This window comes from Microbulbifer maximicatervae (SeqCode) (assembly GCF_052467305.1).
This window is the reverse complement of sequence record NZ_CP174306.1, coordinates 1,916,261-1,937,486: the sequence shown is the minus strand read 5'-3', so window position 1 is coordinate 1,937,486 and position 21,226 is coordinate 1,916,261. Positions and strand designations below refer to the sequence as shown.

Sequence of the window (21,226 nt, the reverse complement as noted above, 5' to 3'; positions counted from 1 at the left end):
CTCTTATCTAACAAAAACACTTAACTATTACCCATTAAACCAATTTTGTTGAATCAGAAGGCAAGTACTCAACAGGAAAACAAGCATGTTCTCCCTCACCAATAGCCATAAAGAAGACCATGGCACTGTCTTTATCCAACTTCAGCAGACTCTCAAACTCTTCATCGTAAAAAGCGCCCGCTATAAATACGTCTTGCTTAAGAGAGTGTGCATAGAGAAATATATTCTCAGATAGATGGCCGGCTTCAAGGTAAGCCATCCGATAGATACGGGAATGACGATACTTGGACCAGAACCGATTAAATTTGCAGACAAAGCAAATATTAACTGCGGCACCCTCGGCATAGGGCTGACCGACCAGCAAGCGGCGGATCTTATCATGGCTAACAGGACCTCCGACTTTGGTCAATCCATGATCAATTGGATTGTAAAGGTAAATACCAGGATCAATCCCCTGTACCGAATGCACTATCAGGTAAATATCTGTAGCTTGTAAGGCGCCGCCAGCAGGGCTGCTGCGAAAATATCCAAAATAATTTATTTTGTCTGAGTGGGCCTTATAAAACTTTTCAACAAACGGAGAAGTACGAAATTTTACACAATGAAAAAGTATTTTTTCCAAAAGCTCACGTTTTAAAGTGGTACCCGGTACAAATTTTCGTGAAGAAAACCGGGTCCCAAACACAGACTCCAACTGATTGGTGGTAGGAAAGCTATTCAGTGGAATATCCACTTCTGGATAATTGTACTTGCCTTTAGCCTTTTCCGGCACCTGTTTACAGTAGTCAACATACTGTCCTACCCAAGATACCCTGGGATCTTCACTAGCCCCTTCTTTGCCCTCAGTCGAGGGCGGTAACGAAAGCTTGGTGCCATAATGGTAAAACCAGGATAGTACATCCCAACCCCATTGTTTCCGAGCTAAATCACCACTGATGAAGGCTCCATTACTTTGAAGGAAATCTGCTGCCTTAGTTTCTCCTGTCTGCACATCGGAATAAAATTTATCCAGAATATTTATGAGGGTTTCTTTATCCAAAGCCCACTGATCGTGATGAACAACATCCCACAAGATGACTTCATTTTCACTGAAATAGAGAAAGAAATTATCTAATAAAGCAACGCCTTTCATCATCGCTTAACCATCATATTTACTAGAAGTGGTAAAAAAACTAGAAAGGCAGAATCGCTAAATTCTTGATTTGTCTGTATTAGCCTTAAGTGAGAGGTCCCTCATTTTCAAGGGCCATCTCACTTTTTGTGAAAAACTACCTTCTATTAACAGGTAGTGTAGACTGTGACACAAACTCCCAGAGCATAGGGTGTTGCGTCTTCTATATATACTTTAAACATGACAAATCCCTCCATTCAAACTACTTTAAATTACTCCTCCACTTGAGTACTAGTATAAAATGCACACATTTCCTAGATCGAATTGATATATGAGAGCTAATAAAATACTCAATTGCGCCTAAACTGAGTACGCTGATATGAAATTAAAAATTTTCAGAAAGGTGCGGACACGTCCCTGTGTCCGCGTGACTGGGTGGCAATCAGGTTAGAAGCTATAAGTCAGCCCCATATAAGCTCGTCGGCCTGAATATGAGGAGCCCCAAACTCTATTTTCCTCGCCCCAATATCTATCCACTTTCTCTTCGGTAAGATTGATTATGGAGGCGGTCAATGTCAGGTTATCCATCAAACGATAAGACGCATTAACATCCAACTGATCGTATTCATCAGTGAAAGTGTTCATGCCATTGTGAAAACCGTCTGCATAGTCACTGCGATAATTGTAAGAAGCGCGAATGCTAAAGTCGGTATTTTCATAGTAGAGGGACAGGTTGTACTGGTCCTTCGAAGTGCCGGCAATTTCTGTCTTGGTTTTGATACCTTCAGAGTCGATCTCTGCCAGCTCTGTATCTGTAAACGTATAGTTTGCATAGACTCCAAAGCCATTATCAAAGGCATACTGTACAAACAGCTCTACACCTTGCGCTGTAGCGTCAGTGCCATTTACCGGCATAGACATAGACACTGTCCGTGTAACGCCATCAATATCCCTTGTCACCATGGAACTGCCGTTGATTACAAACGAAGCAATATCCTTTCTGAACAAGGTCAGTCCTGCAGCAGAGGCATCATCGAAATACCACTCCAGACCCAAATCAAACTGATCAGCTTTATAAGGCTCCAATTCAGAATTGCCCGCATACCCCTGACTGACTGTTGAGCCGGGCAAAGGAGCGTGGATCACTTCAGAACCACCGAGATTATCGTATTCCACTCTCGCTACGACTCTAGCGAGAGCTGCGCGCATAACCAGTTCATCGGAGATATCCCAAGCGATATTAGCACTAGGTAAAATATCAGTATTGCTGCTGTCACGAATATTGGGTTCGTCTTGTAAGACCCCATCAATATTGTCGTAGGTGCTCGCATACTGCCTGGTCTGGACTGCTCGAATGCCAAAGTTTCCGCGCAGGACTGCCGAGGCAAAATTCTGCTGTACATAAGCAGCCGTAATTTCCTCACCAACCCGGTAAACCTGATTTTTCTCGACGATTACCGTAGGGTCACCAAAGGTTGCGTATAGAAACTCTTTTAACTTATCAAACTCCAGATAAGCGAAATTTGGCACATTCACACCGCCGATAATATTATCGAGAGGGCCGTTTGAAAGGATATCGATTGTGTCGGGCACACCATCGGGGTCAGTGTGGAATGAATCACTTGGCCACCAGGGGTAACAAGCTCCATCAACATCACCCCAGTTAATCGTTGGACAGGGAGGATTATCATCATCCCAGGATTGTTTGGTGATGCGGCGGTTTATCTCATGGTCCCGGTACTTAACCCCAACATCCAGGGAGGTAAGCCAGGCATAATCCATATCGATGGAAACGTCCAGCTGGTAGTAACTCTCCTCGTCCTCGCTGCTGGTCCAATGGGATGAGAACCAGTCATATAAAGGATAAGTGTTGGGATCTCCCAGATCTGCACTGGTATCAATTTCAGCAGTACCACTGCTGAGATCCCAGCTCCAATCGGTTGCAGTGCCATAACGGGAATTGACTGATGCAAACAATTTCTCAGAGGGGCCGCCCTCTGCACTGGTATTACCGACTACCAGACGAGCACTATACCCATCTCCCTCGTAACTGATATTGAAATCCAGTGTATCCGAAACATATTCCGCTCGAGTGTAGTCACCAGCTACCTGTGGAGACTGTAACTCTGCCTGGCCCCGATCGAGCATACCAATGCCGAGAAGAGTATCACCATCTTCATCAAACTTGAGACTGCCCGGCGCTATTGCATCCCCGTAGTTCCACTCAGGAAATACGATACGATAATTCTCTGAGTTGCCGCCCAGCTCAAAGCGGAAATAATTGACACCGAATTCCAGCTGTTCTACCGGACGCCATTGGGCACTTAGCTGCATTCCATCCCGGGTCCGTTCCTCTTCCAAGACACTACCGACAACGGCTCGCGGCGCATAGAAATCCCGGTATTCATTACCATCGATATCCACCATCGGCCCCCTGGCCTCTACGCCAGCCTGGGGAGACTCATCTCCCTGCCAACCCCAGTTTTCTACCGAGGTGCTAATTACCCGGTTCTGACGATCCTGCTTTGAGTATCCAAACAATACACCAAAGGTTTCCTGATCATTTTTCCATGAGTAAAAACCGGTGTACTGAGGTTCGTACTCCCCAGTAACATCAGCATAAGTACTCTCAATGGATAGCATACCCTCCCCGGAATCCAGGTCCAGTGGCTTGCGGGTGTGTAAAATTACAGTACCACCTATCCCGCCTTCATCCAGTTTTGCTTCTGGACTTTTATACACATCCGCTCGGGAGATCATCGCTGAGGGTAGCAACGCGTAGGAAAATGATCGGGATGGATCATCGCCGGGAGTGGCTATATAGTTTCCATTTAGCTGGGTAAAAGTGAGCTCAGGTGCAGTTCCTCGGATACTTACCTCGGCACCCTCGCCGCCGCTTCGAACGATGGATACTCCCGGAACCCTCTGCAAAGAGTCTGCAACATTCTTATCGGGGAATTTACCCATATCTTCAGCGGTGATTGAGTCTACCACCGCATTGGAAAAACGCTTTACATCGAGATTTTTCTCCATGCTCCGGCGAATACCCAATACCTCTACTTCCTCTAGCACCAGACTCTCTGTATCAGATTCACTGGTGCTCTGGGCATTTGCCATACCTACAACACTGCACAACACTAGAACACTTACAGACGTCCTCAATAGATCTAGCTGGCGATTTGTATTTAAGGGTATCTCTCTCATTGCTCAAATTTCTCTTTTATTATTTTTTTCTAGCTTTCCGTTCACCCTAAAAGCCCGACATATCATTTGCCGGGCCACCGGAATATGCCCTACTCTTATCGATCCAATTCTGTCTCGATATTTTTATATGTGCGTATAGCGCTAAAGCAAAAAGCGTTTTTAGCTATCCAAGCCAAGTCGCTTGAGAACTTCAGGGGGTGCTCCAGGGAAACTCGCCATTGGTCGGTTACCCACATAACCAATATCCGCCATACCTTCCTCGGTGGTATAGAAAGCGGTGGACACGAGAACTCGAACTTTGGCAAAGAAACGAGCACCAGCCTGGAACTCAGGCTTCGCCGTGCGAGTCCACTTGATATCCTCGCAGATGGCTACTTTTTGAGGTTCATTCAGATCGACAAAGGAACCTCCAAACCTACGCTTGGACTCACCCTCCAGCCAAACAACCCCTCCCCGAATCGTGACAAGATCTGCTTTATTATTGGAATATGGGGCGCTGACATATTCGTTGATGTAGTGATGGGCCCCTACTGAAGAGGCACTCGGAGAAGTTTCATCTGCGGGAATAATGACGTCGCAAAGTGCTGCCAATACCGCTAACTCACCCATTTCAAGCTGCATCTCCCAAGGCACAACGGGATTAAGGAGATCCGGATCTGTCGGCGTGCCCCTGGCAAGAGTCTGCTTCGGGGCGTCCAGGTTCTTTACTGCCGGTTCAGCCGCTGGCACCTCCTCTTTCACTACAACTTTTTGCGCTACTTTCTCAGAACAGCCAATGACTGGAACTGCAGCAGCGGTGGTAGCAATCAAACGCAGGGCGTTGCGCCGACCCAGGTTGGTTTTTTCCTCGCTCATATCAGATATTCCTCTTCTTGAACTGGTCCACGATGTAGTCGCAGGTGCGCCAGGCCAGCGCCATAATGGTCAGGGTTGGATTCTTATCGGCATTGGAGACAAAGGGTGCGCCGTCAGTAAGGAAGAGATTCGGTACTTCCCAGGACTGGCAGTATGGATTGAGCACGGAATCTTTCGGATTTGAGCCCATGCGCGCCGTGCCGACTTCGTGAATAATCGCACCGCCGTTGATAATTGCCTTGGCACCGTCGGTTTGCACGGTAGAGGTGACCTTACCGCCCATACCTTCAATGATTTCAGCAAAGGTTTTGTGCATATGGGCAGCCTGGTTCAGTTCCTGGTCACTCCACTTCCAATGGAACTTCAGCACAGGGATGCCCCACTGATCTACCTGGCCCTTATCAATTTCACAGTAGCTGTCCTCGTTGGGAATCATTTCCCCGCGACCGTCAAACCATACAAAGGAGCCGTAATAACGCCGGCAGGCCTCTTTCAAATCTTTGCCATAAGCACCACTGGTAAAGTCGCCCATACCGCCGAAGGCACCGGCACCCGGCATACTGCGACCACCGCCAAATTCGATGTGATAACCGCGGGCAAAATCCAGATCTCCTCGCAACTGCTCTTTGTACAGCCACCAGGGCATATACATATGCATCGCCGATGCGCCATCCTCATTATGGGCAGGCATACTTTCCAAAGCAGGGATCTGCCCACCAATACCGGCACCCACCGTATCCATCAGGTATTTACCTACGGTACCGCTGCCATTGGCGATACCATCTGGGAACAAAGTACTTTTGGAGTTAAGGAGGATGCGCGAAGTTTCAGCGGCACTGGCTGCAACAACCACAGCTCGGGCACTGGCAAATTTTTCCTGACGGGTATCTTTATCAATATAGATAACCCCGTTAGCCTTACCTTTTTTGTCAACGGTAACTTCACGCACCATGGCATCAGTAATGATATCCAGGTTGCCCGTCGCTAATGCCGGTGGCAGCAGTACAGTCGTGGACTGGAAATTCGCCTTGATAGAGCAACCGCGACCACAAGGCGTGGCCCAAAAACAGGCTGCACGAGATTTCATCGATTCCCGGGTAACGTCCTGGGCAAGTTTATTTTCCGGGAATAGTTTCTGCGGAATATTTTCGTGATCTAGGCGCTCACTGAGAATAGCCAGGTGAGAGGGAATTACAGGGATCCCCAGTCTATCGCACGCTTTTTTGGCCAGGAGTTCATAGGCACGGGGCTTCGGCGGCGGCAGCAACACACCCGCAGAAGAGTCGGGAGTATTCTCTAACCCCTCATTGGTGCCATAGACACCAATGAGCATCTCGGTTTTATCGTAGTACGGGGCGAGATCGTTATAACTGATCGGCCAGTCAAAACCGAGTCCGTCCCTTGAATAGGGTTTAAAATCATACTCACCCATTCGCAGGGAAATCCGTCCCCAGTGGTTCGTGCGACCACCCAGCATACGGGCACGCCACCAATCGAAACGGCGGCCTCTTTCCCTGGAGCCCTGAGTGTAAGGTTCACCAGGTACCTGCCAACCTCCATCAACCGTTGCATCATAGAAACCGAACGGCTTTTCCGGTGTGCTACCCCCACGCAAAGGCGCATCTTTTGGGAGGTTAAACATTGGGGTTTCCTTGACTGGGTCATAGGATCTCCCCGCCTCCAGCAATAGAACCTTTAGCCCTGCAGTGGCTAGTACATAGGCAGCCATACCGCCGCCAGCACCAGACCCAACAATCAGTGCGTCATACTCTTTCTTCTCGAAGTCATCATTCGGCATCGCCTCTCTCCTACTTCATCAATTATTTTTGTTTTACTCGTTTAATTTTAAATAATCTATAAGATAAATCTGTAACCGGTTACATTTTTTGCCAAAAATTTTTACTTATCCGTTACATCTAATGTCTAACTTATGTTTTTTTAACCAAAAAGATTAATTTTTATAAACATTTTTAACGAACCTAGAAACCCCTAAATACTTTGATCAAAAAATGAGAGTAACCGGTTACATTTTTAACCAAATAATTATTATTTACTCGCCATATAGCTCACCCTGTCGCGACAAGCGCAGCAAAAGCTCTTTCGTTGCTTTGATCCCCCAGTCTTCATCGCCGGCGCCTTCATACTCAATGCCGATATACCCCTTGTAACCCGCCTTTTGAATTATCCGCAGCATCCGGGCAAAATCCGTATTGGTCTCATTTCCCCGCTTATCAAATGAAAAGCTCTTTGCACTGATTCCGCGGGCAAAGGGCATCAACTGCTCTACTCCCAAGTAGCGGTCGTAGTCACCAAAGTTTCCAAAGTCTGGCAAACTTCCACAGTTCGGCATATCCACTGACTGTAATAATTGGGATAACCAAAGCCCGTTTGAGGAATAGCCACCGTGGTTCTCCACAACAATATTGATGTCGAAATCCAAGGCAAATTCTGAGAGAGCCCGCAGCCCATCTCTACAAGCAGAACTAACCTCCCTGCTACTACCCTGTCCGCCAGCATTCACCCTGATAGAGTGGCAACCCAAATATTTGGCCGCTTCAACCCACTGGAAATGATTTTCTACCGCTAGTTGTCTTTCGCTAGCATTTGGGTTGCCAAGATCACCTTCTGCATCAACCATAATCAAAAGGCTTTTAACCCCGTGATCTATTGCACGCACTTTCAACTCTGAAAGAAAATTCTGATCCCTGGCCTTATCGGCAAAAAACTGATTGACATACTCTACCGCGTCAATTGCAAATGCCTTTCTTGCCTTAATAGGAAAATCCAATACCTTGAGAGTGCCACTTCGCAATTGCCGGTGCAGGGACCATTGGGCCAGGGAAATTTTCACAGGGCCACCTGGGGTATTGGTAATGATTCGCCCACTATTGCCAAACAAGGGTGCGGTAAAAGCAGCTGCAGCCAAGCCGGTACCAACCTGTAGCAAAGTTCTACGCTTCATTCCCGCTCCCCAGCTTGGAGTAGATTGCCAGACAAGTTACCTGGGGAATCTTCTCTAGTGCCATCCTTATCGCTTTGATGCAATGAGCGGCGGAAACCACTAATCGCTCCTCCAAGGTCTTCTCCCAGACGGCGGATCTTGCCACTACCAAAAAGTAGAACCGCTAACACAAGAACAATAAGTACCTGCCAAATACCCACGCCTGAAATACCCATGATTTACAGCTCCCGAATTCTGATATTGCGGTACCACACTTTGTCGCCGTGGTCTTGTAAAGCAATAAAGCCGCTCTCACTACGGGCAAAATCGGGGTAAGAGGAAAACTTACTGTTGGCAAGACGTGTATCCCAATCTTCAGACCAAAGTTCATAGCTGACAATCATGCTTCCATTCAGCCAATGTTCAACCCGACCATTCTCCACTCGAATACGCGTTTTATTGAATTCTCCTGCCGGCTTTACCTCATCCTCGCTGGGTGCATACAAGTCGAAGACTGATCCCGCGCTGTGGCTCAGTTTTTCCAGTTCGGGAAAAGCACTGTTATCCAGTACCTGGTATTCCATACCTGACATCCAGACTGGTGCATTGCCACCAGCTACCCGATAAATAATGCCGCTGTTTCCGCCTTCAGATATCTTCCACTCCAGTTCCAGCTCAAAATCAGAAAACTTATCTGCAGTGACGATATCCCCCGCTCCACCAGCAGTGAGCACCAGGTTGCCATCAACGACCTGCCAGGCCTCTCCTACATGAGAGCCATTGGCACCGGTCCAACCCTGCAACGTTTTACCGTCGAATAAATGCCTCCAGTCCTTATCCGCTTGTATACCGGACTTTTCCGCCATCCGTTCACAACCCCCTAGTGTGACTAGTAGTGCTGCAGAGGCCAGTAAAGACGTGCAAAATTTTGTCTCAGTGAATTTTTTCATCGTTGTTATCTCCACATGAATTGGTGTTTATCTAATCAGTTTGCCGCGATGGTTTTACATCCGCACTTTATTAATCCTGATAGCGGGCCGTACTTCCCCTTACCACTAAATCAAAGGGCAAAATAGTTCGGCTCGCTTTTAACGGTTTTCCATCAATAATGCGGCGCAAGGTTTCCATCGCATATCTGCCCAGCTTCTCTGCGGGCTGGTCAATTGTTGTCAGGGGTGGATCCGTAAATTGCGAAAACTCAATATTATCGAAGCCTGCCACCGATACATCCGCAGGCACCTGCAAACCCATTTCCTTCGCTTGATGAACAGCACCAATAGCCATTTCATCATTCATACAAAAAATGGCGGTAGGCGCACTGGCTAAAGAAAGCAGTTTTCTTGCACCCTCCGCACCAGACGGCATAGTGAATTCTCCGTTTACAACCAGGTCAGAATTCAATTCGAGACCGTGCCGTTGCATCTCCTCCTCAAAACCGACCAGGCGATCACGCACAATCGGACTATTAAGCGGGCCGGTCACTATGCCGATCCGGCGGTGACCCAGCTCGATCAAATGGCGAGCCATGGCTTGCGCCGCGCCGGAATTATCCAGTTCAACAACCGGATAGCGATCGTCTTCAGCAATGCGCTCACACGCATTTACCATTGGAATCGACGCTGCTAAAGCTGCATCTTTCTCTGCAAATGGATAGCGGCTATCCAGTTGAATAAGCCCATCTGCCTGATTCGTCAGCGCCATTCCCGCATAGAACTGCTCATGAGCTGGTTCGCCCTTGGTATCTCCCAGCAATACGGAGTAACCCTGGTCTTGGGCTGCCTTTTCTATCCCTCGGATAACTTTGGAAAAAAATGGGTTGGCGATATTTGGGACCAGAACCATCACCGCAAATGACTTACCGGAACTAAAGTTTCTCGCCAACATATTGGGCCGATAGCCGGCCTCTTCCACCGCCTTCAGCACCCGCTCCCTGGTCCGCGGAGAAACCATTTGCGGGTCTTTCAGGGCTCTGGACACGGTCGCGACGGAAACACCGGAGCGACGTGCGACTTCGCGAATGTTTGACATACTTTTCCGTTACTTTGTTGTTAGTAGTCGACTATTTTCGCACAAATGGAAAACGCCTACTGGTTGCCTACTGCAGTGACACCTTGCACTTTGCTCGCTGCCTGCCTGCGATCCCAAAACCAGATAAACGCAAAAATCGGCAGTAAGATAAGGGGAACCACGGCCAGTGACTGGAATGATTCGATAGAGGCAGTTGCCAACACAGCATCCAGTTCATCGCCCGTTAACTTTTCAAAGGCTTCCAAACCACCGGCAGCCTCAATCTTGGCGTTGTCGAAAATTTCTCCAAGTTTCGGCAGTACGAACTGAATAGACATTCCCCCAGCAAACCCCAGCAACCCCAAAAACAGTGCGCCACCGTGTACAAAACGCTCGGATACCGTAGCGAGCATGGTGGGCCACATATAGCAAACACCGATAGCCCAAACAGTCGCCGCCAGGAATGCAGTAACCGGAGTTCTTGCCATTCCCAGGCTATAAAGTCCTATTGCCGCAAGTAGACTGCTTAACCAAAGTAGTCCTGCAGGCGACAGTAACCTCGCAAGATGGCCGGCGAAATGGCGCATTACAAACATCACCATACTCACGTATACCAATAATAAGATCCCTTTCATTCCCACGACTCTTGAGAGTGTCAGGTCCACCCATTGCATGGGAGCAAGTTCCGATGCAGCTGTCAGCCACATGCAAACCCAAAGAAGAATAAACATCGGCTGCCTGAAAACTTCTTTAAACATCTCGCCATAACTGATGCCAGAGGAAACCCGTTCAGTTACCGGGAACTCCGTTCTGGACACAAGCCACGCCATGACCACAGCCGGTAGGGCCAAAACAATCAGGTTCAACTGCCAGGGAAGTTCAAGCGCAGAAATGGCTAACCCAAGTAATCCCCCCACCACAATCCCGGCAGGCCACCAGGCATGTAGTACATTTAGGCGCTGAGTTTTATTTTCAGGATCAACCGCAGCAACCATTGGGTTGCTGGCAGCCTCCACGGCCCCCCAGCCCAAACCGGTAAGTAATAATCCCGCAAGAACCAGATTCTCAACGCCCTCCCCCGGGGTTACCAAGGATGCTGCAATAATAAGCAGGCTGCCCAATACGTAGCCTATCGATGAGAGCATTAGCATCCGCTTGATACCGACCAAATCTACCAATGCGCTGCCAAATAGCAGGGTTAGCGCAAACCCTGTAAAGGTAAATCCAAGCGCTTCTCCAAGCATTGCGGTGGAGTTGGCAAGATCAATATGATCATAAATATCCGACTGTAAGTTGCCGGCGATCGAAGCCCTCACAGCAAACCCAAGGCCAATCATAAAGATTGACAGATTTCCTACCAGGAAGACGTTCCTGTGCAAAGCCTTTGTCTGTGTACTCATCTATCCAGTCTCCGCATGATTTATTGTTATTCGTTGTTCACTGGGATTGGCAAAAACTAGTCCAGCCCTAAAATCCTACGATTTCGAGCGCGATCTGTTTCAGCACCGGCAAAATCATCAAAAGCTTTGTCAGCCACGGTTATCAGGTGCTCTCGAATAAATGGCGCACCCTCGCTGGCCCCCTGCTGTTGATCCTTAATGCAACACTCCCATTCCAATACCGCCCAGCGATCGTAACCGTACTGGGTCAGTCGGCTAAAAATCCCACGAAAATCTACCTGACCATCCCCCAGAGAGCGAAAGCGACCGGGGCGGTCAATCCAGGGGGCGTAACCGCCGTATACTCCAGCCCTTCCACTCGGATGAAACTCCGCATCTTTCACATGGAAAGCCTTGATTCGCTCGTGATAGATATCGATAAAGGCCAGGTAATCCATTTGCTGTAAGAGCAAATGGCTCGGGTCATACAAGATGTTGGCTCTAGGGTGATCTTCCACCTCGTAAAGAAACCGCTCGAAGGTCAAGCCATCATGCAGGTCTTCACCGGGGTGCAGCTCATAGCAGACATCGACCCCCGCGCTGTCAAACGCATCCAATATCGGACGCCACAAACGGGCCAGTTCACGAAAACCTTCTTCAACCAACATCGCTGGGCGCTGGGGCCATGGATAAAAAGTGTGCCAGAGTAAAGCGCCGGAGAAAGTTGCATGGGATTTGAGCTTCAGGTTGGCACTAGCCCGAGCTGCAAGAACTAACTGATTGCTCGCCCACTCTGCACGGGCTTGCAAGTTTCCGCGTACTGCCTCTGGAGAAAAAATATCCAGCATTTCCTTATAGGCTGGGTGAGCTGCGACCAACTGCCCCTGCAAATGCGTAGACAATTCAGAAATCTGTACCCCAACCTCCTCACAGATTCCCAGTACATCATCACAGTAAGCTTGGCTTTTACTTGCCAGCTCAAGGTCGAAAATCCGCTTGTCCCAAGTGGGAACCTGGATGCCTTTGTACCCCAGGTCTGATGCCCAACGAGCCATAGATTCAAGCGAAGCTGGCTGTTCGCTCGATGGGAGAAACTGGGCGAGAAAAATTCCGGGCCCCTGAATTCTGGGTGCCTTCATTTATTGTTATCCTTTTTACTGCTGTACTTATTAATTCTGCAACCAACCCTTTCCAAGCGATTGGTTTGCACCTTTTGAGAAAACTCTTCAAAAGGTAACTGGCCGCAGGCCGACACCGGCACCTCCCTGTGCCGTACTAGCTGCCGGACGCCCACCCTGCCAGAGATACCTAAATTCTGTGAGGTTGGACCTAGCCGCTCACTTCCAATAAGGCGCCAGGGAAACCCATGAGGATTTTGCGCGACTGCTCTCCAGCACACCGCGCACAAATGCCATCGCGCGAACACCTGCATCAATATTGCCAACGGCAGGACTGTTCTTCGAAACTACCCCCTCGCGGCGGCCTCGGACTTGACCAGCAAAATCGCGATAGATATTGGCGAAGGCCTCTATATAACCCTCCGGGTGTCCTTGAGGTGTCCGGCAGAAAGACCTGACGTCTCCATCCAGATACTCACAATCCGCACCGGCTTTCCAAATCGCCACAGGCTGCCCCCTGCGCTTTACTTGCAATTGGTTTGGGGCTTCCTGCTCCCAAAACAGCGAACCGTCTTCACAGTAAACGCTGATATTCAGGTTGTTCCCCTCTCCTCCACAGACTTGACTGGCGGTAAGTGTTCCTCGGGCGCCCTGATCTAATTTAAATAGCGCTGCACCGTCATCATCCAACGCTCTTTCATCAACTACCGCTTGCACGTCTGCGCAGACTTCAGAGATATGCTGGCCAGTAAGAAACTCCACCAGATGATGAGCATGGGTGCCTATATCCGCAAAGCAGCCACTTTCTCCCGAACGTGCAGGATCTGTTCGCCAACTCGCCTGCTTACTTCCCGTGGAATCACCGGCTAGTGCCAGCCATCCCTGCGGATAGGCAACGGTAACTCGTCGAATAGACCCCAACTCTTTCCTGCCCAGGATTGCTCTCGCTTGCATAACCAGAGGGTAAGCAGCATAAGTGTGGGTCAAACCATAAAGATGCCCGCTTTGCTCCACTTCCTTTTTAAGCTCAAGTGTTTCTTCCAAAGTGGAGGCAGCTGGCTTGTCGGAGAGGACATGGAATCCCGCCTGCAACGCAGCAATAGAAACGGGTAAATGGAGATGGTTGGGAGTTACTACAGATACAAATTCAACTCGATCATCAGCGCTGCGACGGGATTCCTCTTGGAACATCTGTTGATAGCTTTGGTAAATCCGGTCCGGGTGTAGCCCCAGCTTTTCACCAGTTTTACGACTGCGTTCGGAATCGCCACTAAAGCAGCCGGCGACTAGCTCTATCTCACCGTCGAGAGCTGCAGCCATCCGATGGATTGCACCAATAAAAGCACCCTCTCCACCACCAACCATGCCCATTCTTATTTTTTTAACCAAACCCATCCCCTCGGGCCACTCAAAGAACCAGCTGAATAAACAGCCTATTTATTTTTATTTCCGTGTCTTGTAAGCGGACACGCTGTTTCCAGATCGCGGTTTTCGTAGCACTCCACCGTTTGAAACAGAATGTAACCGGTTACATTTCAATTTAAGATACAGAAAAAAAATGTCTTTGCAAGCGAAATACGCTGTTAATATCGCCTTGTTGGACTCATAGACTGATGGCTCGACGCTGAAATACTAAGCAAATCACCTGATTGGCAGGCCCATTTTCTGGACAAACTCAGCCCAAGAGTGCCACTTCAATTCATCGCTTTGCCATTTATTACAAATAGTTTGATGATCAACTGACTGCGGCAGCAAGCTACCTATCGCTTCAGGTTGAAGATGACGAGGCTTAGCTTTTGAGCGTACCCATTTCCCGGCCTCCTTTGCAGCCTCCACGGCGAGACCCCAGTGATTCGGCCAAACCGCCAAGAAATTGGCTATATCAAAGCTGTGGATGTGGTATGGACGCGGATAGTTTAACTGCACAAGAGCATCCCCATCCGGCCCTGGAGCGTCAGTTTTCCAACCTGCGTAAACACCCCAATGGCAGCCGGCTGCCCAATCCTCAAACCCGGTCATACAATTTGCCAATCTATCCAGGGTATCCCGGATTAACGCCCTCTCTATGGGCGGGGCCACCCTCATGTCAACCACACCAGAGCGAAATCTGGGGTGCTCTGGATTGAGGGTGAGTATCCAAAGTCCCTCTCCACTTTCCAGCGGGTGATATGCCACTACCATGTCCATCAGGAAGGCTGAGATTGGAGGGGTATTAGCCCCCTTAGCCAGCAACATATGTAGGGGCCGAACAACTTGGCTATCCCGCACACCTTGAGCTGGCACTCCAAGACTTTCGAGTATTGCTGCATTGCCCGCCCCGCATGCTGAGAGAACCAACTGGGGTTTTATTTGGTGGGAACTACCACCGATATCGGCAGAGACCTCAGTCACGCCACCACTATCTTTGTCGAATTTTCGGATACTCCCTTTCACCAACTTCTCGCTAACAGGAGCACTAAAACGACGATAGGCTTCAGCGCCGTCAAACATAAGGTCATCAGCAAATCGAAAGCACTGATGCGATGGCAAGCTAGTTGTTACCAGAGGAGCTGGTATCGGCACCTCTTCCACTGGAATACCCGCCGCAATCCAGTTGGGCTCGACAGTATCTAAAAATTCTCGGGGAAGCGCAGCATAGAAGTCTGTTATGTGGCTATCAACACCATCGCTCTCCAGTTGTGTGCGCCAAAACTGTGCGGCCTTTAAGTAAGCCTTTGCCGCACTTGGGTGTGCCGCATTCCAACCTGAGGAGAAATAGCCATGAAAGTGTAACGACTCGGCATCGTCTAACCCCTGGTCTATTGCCAGCACAGAATAATCTGTTGATAGCTCTCGCAACAATGAAATCGCTTGAATTCCGCCCCCTAATACCAGGACGTCTACGTCTACCGTTTTAGCCATGGTCAGCCTCAAACAAATCCTATCTATCACCACTTAGCAAAGGCTGGCCTTCTGTCAACTTCTAGGACCTCAGCTCATTCACCTAGGTGACACTTTTTTGAAATTCAGATTAAACACAGAACTTGGTTAATCCGTTCCAGTTATATCCCCGTAAAGAGATTGTCGCTTAGCTATGAAGCTGGCGGCCTAAAAAACTGCGAACACAAGGAGCGAGGAAATGAAGAGTTTATTGAGAGGTATAGGGATTGTACTGTTTGCACTCAGTACCCAGGCCGTTCTGGCAGATGATGAACTGGAAACGGTTCCCTATGTCGATGTGAATCAGTATCTCGGCAAGTGGTATGAGATTGCCCGGCTACCGCAAATTTTCCAGCCGGCTTGTACTGCGGTAACAGCGGACTACGGCCTCAATGATGATGGATCTATCAGCGTTTTCAATTTTTGTCGAATCTTACACCCAAAATATGGGTTCCCGATCAGTGTTCAGGGTACTGGAGTCCCCATTGATGAGACGAACAGTAAACTCGCTATCACCTTCTTTGAGGGTAAAGCTGCCGGCGACTACTGGATACTAGAGCTAGATCCTGGCTATCAGTGGTCACTCGTTGGTGATCCAGACCGCTCCAGCCTCTACCTGTTAAGCCGCACTCCCCAGCTGGATGCAGCGACTACAAGCTATCTACTAGAGCTGGCAGTTACAAAGCATGGTTACGCCATTGACCAGATCATCATGACCCGCCAACCGACCGATTAAAGAATATATACGGGTGTTGCACTCGCGACACCCTCTCTCTTTCTTGACGGATTACTTTAACTTTGCTTTATTTCTTTAAAATCAATTAGTTATAAACCCTATTAAAAATGCCTTATTAAGTTATTTGTATGCTTTCTCTTGCCTGGCCGCCCAGCTTTTACCTTAACTGACAAGTACCAATCAACTTAAGACAAGAACAACCTTACGGAGCGGTTATGAGAACCACTTTACCGTAACTGGCAAACGCCTCAGTTGCGCCAGCCAATTTCCAGCTTCCATGAAATTATTTTCTAGCTCTCAAAATGGGCGAGGATCTCGCGGAAAAACAGCCAATTTAAAATGTTCAAAAAATATACTGCAATTGCCGCCTCTGAAAGCGCGCCACTCAGACTTCAGGCTCATTTCCAGGCAGGACTAAATCTGAGTTTGCGCGCTAATAAACTTACATCTTGGGACTACCATTCTGGTAGTCTCATCAGTCAATCAATAAAATTACCCAAACATTGCTACTTACTCCTTGCAGCCCTCAACCATCCTGTACGAGACAAGCTGCTGTCACTAAATGAAAGGGCACACTTGGCATATGATTGCAGTCAATAGCCCTTTCTCTCCCACATACTTAGACACTTTTACACTTTCAAAATTCCTCTATCAGGAGGCACACTCTCCCTAAGAGCCATGCAGATCCGCTTTATAATTGAGGAGCACCTCCCAACACCATATTGCTTCAAAATTGGATAGTGACCCACAGAGCCCTAGATCACGGGGTAGACCACTGTCTCTCCTTCCGGAGTCCACTCATTGGCTGCAAAGGCACTATCCAGGGCGGTCTCGGCAATGTGATTTGTATAATTCGACATAACTTTTAAAGCGGTACCTAGAACCACTTCCAGTACGCTCTGCTGCGTGTAGCCAGCAGCAAGGAAAGCGCTAACTTGTTCCTCCGACGGCCAGCCACGGCTTTCATTCACTACCGCAGCAAATGTACGTAATGCCTCAAGCTTTTCATCTGCAATCGGTGTGTTACTACGCAATGCTTCAATAATTTCCGCTTCAACACCGGCCATTTGGGAAATGGATGTGTGAGCAGCCATACAGTAACGACACCCGTTCAGGCGGTTGTTTGTCATTAAGATGATTTGGCGCTCTGTCTCGGAAAGATTGGTTTTATCGAAAATTCCCGCCAAGGTCGTATAACCCTCAAGTAATGCGGGGGCTTCTGACATAGTTGCGAATAGATTGGGCACAAAGCCCATCGATTTCTTAGCGCCTGCAAGAAGAGGCTGAGCAGCAACAGGAGCGGATTCAATCGTGTGAGTCTTGAAAATAGCCATCATATTTCCTAACTAGATAGTTTCACTTGTTTGTAGCGATCGGTCCAAACCTGGTTAAAAAATAAGGGGAGACACCCCTGTAAACTGTATGTACCGATTGCTACAAACAATACTAATGAGTTTGTACCGATCGGTAAATATGATTTATATAACTATTTGCTATGCATTAATGCCTACTGAGAATGAACAGGAAAATATGAAGCCCTATCCAATACAAAATTGACAGGAGGATCAATGGAGGTCAGGAGAGGGAAATCACAGTGCAGCCCTGGCAACCCAAAGGACGGCGCCAAGGCCCTACGAAAAGCTTTCAACACCAGAAGAAAGATCAGGTCAACGCAGCAAGTCTAATGCCTGTACCTTAATTCTGGAGAGGCTTTCCTTATTAAAAACTCCACGTGCCAACACTCGCAAGCCGACTAAAAGAGTCAGTAAACTATTGGCGCAGACTTCCGGGTCTACTCGATCAGATATCACACCTTTCTCTATCCCCAGGCGAACCTGCCTTGCAAAAAATGACTCAGTATCCCGCAAGCCCTTTTTTACAGCATCCCCAATATCGCTATCCAGGTTAGGCATATCGAGTGCGGTATTAACCAAAAAGCAGCCCTTCTTTTCCTGATCTGCAAGGCTTTGTTCAATTAGGGAGTCGAAAAGCTGACTGATAGCGCCAATAGGATCTTCCAACGACTCAAGCCGGGCCATTACGTCGCGCCGCTGCTCTCTTTCATACTTGAGTAAACTCAGGGTAAAAAGCTGCTTCTTACTGCCAAAGGCATTATAAAAGCTCCCTTTAGTCAGCCCGGTAGCTTTGAGCAGGTCGGCCAGAGAAGTCGCTTCAAAGCCTTTTTTCCAAAAGGCTTCCGTCGCTTTATCAACTGCGCTATCGACATCGAAACTTTTCTCCCAAGGCATAAGCACCTCACCTCAAACAAATCTACTGGCCATGTTACCACTGTTTGGACCAAGTGGTAAAAACACGATTCGCAGATACAGATACTGGCACTCGCCCGATATTCGCCTATTGCTCCGAAATCAAAACACCATTTTTGCGGTCACAGTGATTATTGGAGCAACACTTCTAGCCGAGGAGCGCTCACTCGAATTAATAAAGTGGTAACTGGTGCAACTTCATGACCCTAAAAGCCTTCAAAGTCATCAAAGTGGTGCTGACCTATTAGTCAAAGTGCTTGTTTTTAACGCTTTTTTACAGTTGCAGTTACACAATAGTTATGATGACCATACATACTCAAGCCTTCAAAACGAGAAAAAATGCCTCAATTTCACACTCAATAGGAAAGCTATTTTGCTAAATACAGTGTTAAAGAAAAAGATCCATCTCTGATTAGAGGTATTTCATGCCCTTTGGAGCTTTCAGCCTTTATACTTGTCCTAAGCTATAGGTCGCCGAGCCATAAGGGCCGGACGCCTATGAAGTAGGACGTATAAAGAGACTCCCTATGCTTACCAATCGGATCGCCGCTTACTTTTCCGGCTTCTTGGTCATTGGCCTTCTTTCCACAAGCGTTCTGGCAGAGCCAGAGCGAATAGCCCCCGAAGAGGGTCAAGGTGGTACTGCACAAGAGATAGTCAGCAAGCTTGAAATGCTGCACTACAACAAAATCAAAATCGGCGACGAAATGTCCGAGAACTTGTGGAACGAGTATATCGATGCACTCGACCCCACTAAAAGTTACTTCCTCGCCTCTGATATCGATGAGTTCCGCGCGTGGGAAGCAGAGATGGATGACCAGCTTCGCGCTGGTGATGTCACCGCAGGGTTCAGTATCTACAACCGTTTCCGCCTGCGTATGGGCGACCGGCTAGATAACATCCTGTCCCAACTAGAGAAAGGCCTGCCCGCCTATGACTTTTCTCGGGAAGAGACCCTTGAGCTGGATCGGGAGGAAAGCCAGTGGCCCAACTCGATCAGCGCTGCAGATGAGCTTTGGCGTAAGCGCTTAAAGAGCAGCATCCTGAATTTGCGCCTTACCGGTAAAACCGATGAGGAAATCCAAGACCTTCTCGTACGCCGTTACAAAGGCCAAAAGAAGCGCCTCGAGCAGCAGAAGAGCGACGACGTATTTGAGCTCTATATGAACTCACTGACTCGTCTCTACGATCCACACAGCAACTACCTGTCACCGCGCTCATTGGAAAACTTTAATATGAGCATGTCCCTCTCCTTGGAGGGTATCGGTGCTGTGCTGCAGGCAGACGAGGAATACACCAAAGTTGCTCGCCTGGTACACGGTGGTCCAGCCGACCGCACCGGCAAGATCAAGCCCAACGATAAAATCGTGGGTGTTGGCCAGGATAAAGAAGGCGAAATGGTCGATGTAGTGGGCTGGCGCCTGGATGATGTTGTTGACTTGATTCGCGGCAAGGCCGGTACCTATGTTCGCCTGGAGACCATCCCCACTGGTGGCGACGGTACTCACAAGACTATCTTGATCAAGCGCAGCAAAGTTAAGCTTGAAGATCAGGCGGCCAAGAAGGCAGTGTTTGAATTCTCTGACGGCAGTAAGAGTTACAAGATCGGTGTGATTAACCTGCCGACCTTCTATATCGACTTCGATGCCTATCGCCGCCGAGACCCCAACTATAAGAGCACCACGCGAGACGTTGCCCGTCTGCTGAGTGAGCTTAAAGAGGAAAAGGTTGACGGTATTATTCTGGATCTTCGCAACAATGGCGGTGGTTCACTGCAAGAAGCCACCATGCTCACAGACTTGTTTATTGATCAGGGTCCTGTTGTACAGATCCGTCATGCCAACGAGCAGATTTCCCGCCACAATCGCTCGCGCTCCCGCGCCATGTACCGCGGGCCGCTGATGGTATTGATTAATCGCTTGTCGGCCTCAGCATCCGAGATTTTTGCCGGTGCAATCCAGGATTACAACCGAGGCCTGGTAGTAGGCAACCAATCCTTTGGTAAGGGTACTGTGCAAACTATGGCTCCCCTGAAGGAGGGCCAGTTGAAAATTACCCAGTCCAAGTTCTACCGGGTTTCCGGAGACAGCACACAGCACGCGGGTGTAAAGCCGGACATCGATATGCCACAGTTGATTGATGCCGAAAATGTGGGTGAGAGTGCTTACGATACTGCCCTGCCCTGGGACCGTATCCACGCTGTGCCTCATGCGAAGTATTTCAACTTGAAGATGCTGATCCCGAACTTGATTACCAAGCACAACAAGCGCACGGAAACAGATCCAGATTTTGTTTTCCTGCGCGATCAGTTCAAGTTCGACGCCGAGCGGGCTGACAAGAAGTATGTCTCTCTCAACGAATCAACTAGAGAGAATGAGCGCAAATCCGTTAATCAGCGATTGCTGGATATGGAAAACCGTCGCCGCAAAGCTAAAGGCCTTGAACCCTACGAGAACTTTGAGGCATACGAAGAAAGCGAATCTGAAGAGGTGGCTAACATTGGTGGTCCTGTAGAGATCAAGTTGGAAAAAGATCCAATTTTGAATGAAGCGGGCTATATAATGGCGGACTTTATCGGCCTGGCCGATAAGGCCAGCAAGGCCCCGCCCCAGGTTGCCAACTTCTAAATACTGATAGGCACTGGGCGCGGCGTGCGCCCGGTCCGCGAACTAACTCTTAGGTCGGGCTA

At 48.6% G+C, this 21,226-nt stretch carries 16 protein-coding genes; 2 read left to right on the top strand and 14 right to left on the bottom strand.

Annotated elements, in window-relative coordinates:
- Positions 1 to 34 precede the first annotated feature (34 nt).
- The 12 genes from ACJJI4_RS08675 to ACJJI4_RS08620 form a co-directional block, all read right to left on the bottom strand.
- Positions 35 to 1,135, bottom strand: a complete 1,101-nt coding sequence (locus ACJJI4_RS08675) for a SagB/ThcOx family dehydrogenase (RefSeq protein ID WP_413665739.1) — start codon at positions 1,133 to 1,135, stop codon at positions 35 to 37.
- 423 nt (positions 1,136 to 1,558) lie between these two features.
- On the bottom strand, positions 1,559 to 4,228 hold the full coding sequence (locus ACJJI4_RS08670) for a TonB-dependent receptor (protein WP_444927752.1): 2,670 nt from the start codon (positions 4,226 to 4,228) through the stop codon (positions 1,559 to 1,561).
- 246 nt (positions 4,229 to 4,474) lie between these two features.
- The gene (locus ACJJI4_RS08665) at positions 4,475 to 5,170 is read right to left on the bottom strand and encodes a gluconate 2-dehydrogenase subunit 3 family protein (RefSeq protein WP_444927751.1); all 696 of its coding nucleotides are present in this window, start codon (positions 5,168 to 5,170) and stop codon (positions 4,475 to 4,477) included.
- A gap of 1 nt (position 5,171) precedes the next feature.
- Positions 5,172 to 6,968 (bottom strand): GMC oxidoreductase, encoded by a 1,797-nt coding sequence (locus tag ACJJI4_RS08660; RefSeq protein ID WP_444927750.1) that lies wholly within the window; start codon positions 6,966 to 6,968, stop codon positions 5,172 to 5,174.
- A gap of 252 nt (positions 6,969 to 7,220) precedes the next feature.
- Entirely contained in the window at positions 7,221 to 8,132 is a 912-nt protein-coding gene (locus tag ACJJI4_RS08655; RefSeq protein ID WP_444927749.1) for a sugar phosphate isomerase/epimerase family protein, read from the bottom strand.
- On the bottom strand, positions 8,129 to 8,347 hold the full coding sequence (locus tag ACJJI4_RS08650) for a twin-arginine translocase TatA/TatE family subunit (protein ID WP_108733294.1): 219 nt from the start codon (positions 8,345 to 8,347) through the stop codon (positions 8,129 to 8,131). Before ACJJI4_RS08650 ends, ACJJI4_RS08655 begins: the two co-directional genes overlap by 4 nt.
- A 3-nt stretch (positions 8,348 to 8,350) precedes the next feature.
- Positions 8,351 to 9,061: a 3-keto-disaccharide hydrolase gene (locus ACJJI4_RS08645; protein WP_444927748.1), complete on the bottom strand. Its 711-nt coding sequence runs from the start codon at positions 9,059 to 9,061 to the stop codon at positions 8,351 to 8,353.
- 70 nt (positions 9,062 to 9,131) lie between these two features.
- A complete protein-coding gene (locus ACJJI4_RS08640) occupies positions 9,132 to 10,139 on the bottom strand; it encodes a LacI family DNA-binding transcriptional regulator (RefSeq protein ID WP_444927747.1) in 1,008 nt (335 codons plus the stop codon).
- 56 nt (positions 10,140 to 10,195) lie between these two features.
- Complete coding sequence (locus ACJJI4_RS08635) at positions 10,196 to 11,518, bottom strand: MFS transporter (RefSeq protein ID WP_444927746.1); 1,323 nt, start codon at positions 11,516 to 11,518, stop codon at positions 10,196 to 10,198.
- A gap of 56 nt (positions 11,519 to 11,574) precedes the next feature.
- Positions 11,575 to 12,636, bottom strand: coding sequence for a sugar phosphate isomerase/epimerase family protein (locus tag ACJJI4_RS08630; RefSeq protein WP_444913721.1), 1,062 nt, complete (start codon positions 12,634 to 12,636; stop codon positions 11,575 to 11,577).
- 198 nt (positions 12,637 to 12,834) lie between these two features.
- A complete protein-coding gene (locus ACJJI4_RS08625; protein ID WP_444927745.1) occupies positions 12,835 to 14,010 on the bottom strand; it encodes a Gfo/Idh/MocA family protein in 1,176 nt (391 codons plus the stop codon).
- A gap of 246 nt (positions 14,011 to 14,256) precedes the next feature.
- Positions 14,257 to 15,516, bottom strand: coding sequence for an FAD-dependent oxidoreductase (locus ACJJI4_RS08620; RefSeq protein WP_444927744.1), 1,260 nt, complete (start codon positions 15,514 to 15,516; stop codon positions 14,257 to 14,259).
- Positions 15,517 to 15,733: 217 nt separating this feature from the next.
- On the opposite strand from ACJJI4_RS08620, the gene ACJJI4_RS08615 reads away from it, so the two are divergent.
- Positions 15,734 to 16,270, top strand: a complete 537-nt coding sequence (locus ACJJI4_RS08615) for a lipocalin family protein (protein WP_444927743.1) — start codon at positions 15,734 to 15,736, stop codon at positions 16,268 to 16,270.
- Between the two features lie 755 nt (positions 16,271 to 17,025).
- Here the strand turns inward: ACJJI4_RS08615 and ACJJI4_RS08610 are convergent.
- Together ACJJI4_RS08610 and ACJJI4_RS08605 are read right to left on the bottom strand one after the other, a co-directional pair.
- On the bottom strand, positions 17,026 to 17,607 hold the full coding sequence (locus ACJJI4_RS08610; RefSeq protein ID WP_444927742.1) for a carboxymuconolactone decarboxylase family protein: 582 nt from the start codon (positions 17,605 to 17,607) through the stop codon (positions 17,026 to 17,028).
- A gap of 330 nt (positions 17,608 to 17,937) precedes the next feature.
- On the bottom strand, positions 17,938 to 18,519 hold the full coding sequence (locus ACJJI4_RS08605; protein WP_444927741.1) for a TetR/AcrR family transcriptional regulator: 582 nt from the start codon (positions 18,517 to 18,519) through the stop codon (positions 17,938 to 17,940).
- Positions 18,520 to 19,064: 545 nt separating this feature from the next.
- On the opposite strand from ACJJI4_RS08605, the gene ACJJI4_RS08600 reads away from it, so the two are divergent.
- Positions 19,065 to 21,164 (top strand): carboxy terminal-processing peptidase, encoded by a 2,100-nt coding sequence (locus ACJJI4_RS08600; protein WP_282932735.1) that lies wholly within the window; start codon positions 19,065 to 19,067, stop codon positions 21,162 to 21,164.
- Positions 21,165 to 21,226 lie beyond the last annotated feature (62 nt).

Coding starts and splice junctions, on each gene's coding strand:
- ACJJI4_RS08675 (WP_413665739.1), bottom strand. CDS start 1,135: ATGATGAAAGGCGTTGCTTTATTAGATAATTTCTTTCTCTATTTCAGT.
- ACJJI4_RS08670 (WP_444927752.1), bottom strand. CDS start 4,228: ATGGCAAATGCCCAGAGCACCAGTGAATCTGATACAGAGAGTCTGGTG.
- ACJJI4_RS08665 (WP_444927751.1), bottom strand. CDS start 5,170: ATGAGCGAGGAAAAAACCAACCTGGGTCGGCGCAACGCCCTGCGTTTG.
- ACJJI4_RS08660 (WP_444927750.1), bottom strand. CDS start 6,968: ATGCCGAATGATGACTTCGAGAAGAAAGAGTATGACGCACTGATTGTT.
- ACJJI4_RS08655 (WP_444927749.1), bottom strand. CDS start 8,132: ATGAAGCGTAGAACTTTGCTACAGGTTGGTACCGGCTTGGCTGCAGCT.
- ACJJI4_RS08650 (WP_108733294.1), bottom strand. CDS start 8,347: ATGGGTATTTCAGGCGTGGGTATTTGGCAGGTACTTATTGTTCTTGTG.
- ACJJI4_RS08645 (WP_444927748.1), bottom strand. CDS start 9,061: ATGAAAAAATTCACTGAGACAAAATTTTGCACGTCTTTACTGGCCTCT.
- ACJJI4_RS08640 (WP_444927747.1), bottom strand. CDS start 10,139: ATGTCAAACATTCGCGAAGTCGCACGTCGCTCCGGTGTTTCCGTCGCG.
- ACJJI4_RS08635 (WP_444927746.1), bottom strand. CDS start 11,518: ATGAGTACACAGACAAAGGCTTTGCACAGGAACGTCTTCCTGGTAGGA.
- ACJJI4_RS08630 (WP_444913721.1), bottom strand. CDS start 12,636: ATGAAGGCACCCAGAATTCAGGGGCCCGGAATTTTTCTCGCCCAGTTT.
- ACJJI4_RS08625 (WP_444927745.1), bottom strand. CDS start 14,010: ATGGGTTTGGTTAAAAAAATAAGAATGGGCATGGTTGGTGGTGGAGAG.
- ACJJI4_RS08620 (WP_444927744.1), bottom strand. CDS start 15,516: ATGGCTAAAACGGTAGACGTAGACGTCCTGGTATTAGGGGGCGGAATT.
- ACJJI4_RS08615 (WP_444927743.1), top strand. CDS start 15,734: ATGAAGAGTTTATTGAGAGGTATAGGGATTGTACTGTTTGCACTCAGT.
- ACJJI4_RS08610 (WP_444927742.1), bottom strand. CDS start 17,607: ATGATGGCTATTTTCAAGACTCACACGATTGAATCCGCTCCTGTTGCT.
- ACJJI4_RS08605 (WP_444927741.1), bottom strand. CDS start 18,519: ATGCCTTGGGAGAAAAGTTTCGATGTCGATAGCGCAGTTGATAAAGCG.
- ACJJI4_RS08600 (WP_282932735.1), top strand. CDS start 19,065: ATGCTTACCAATCGGATCGCCGCTTACTTTTCCGGCTTCTTGGTCATT.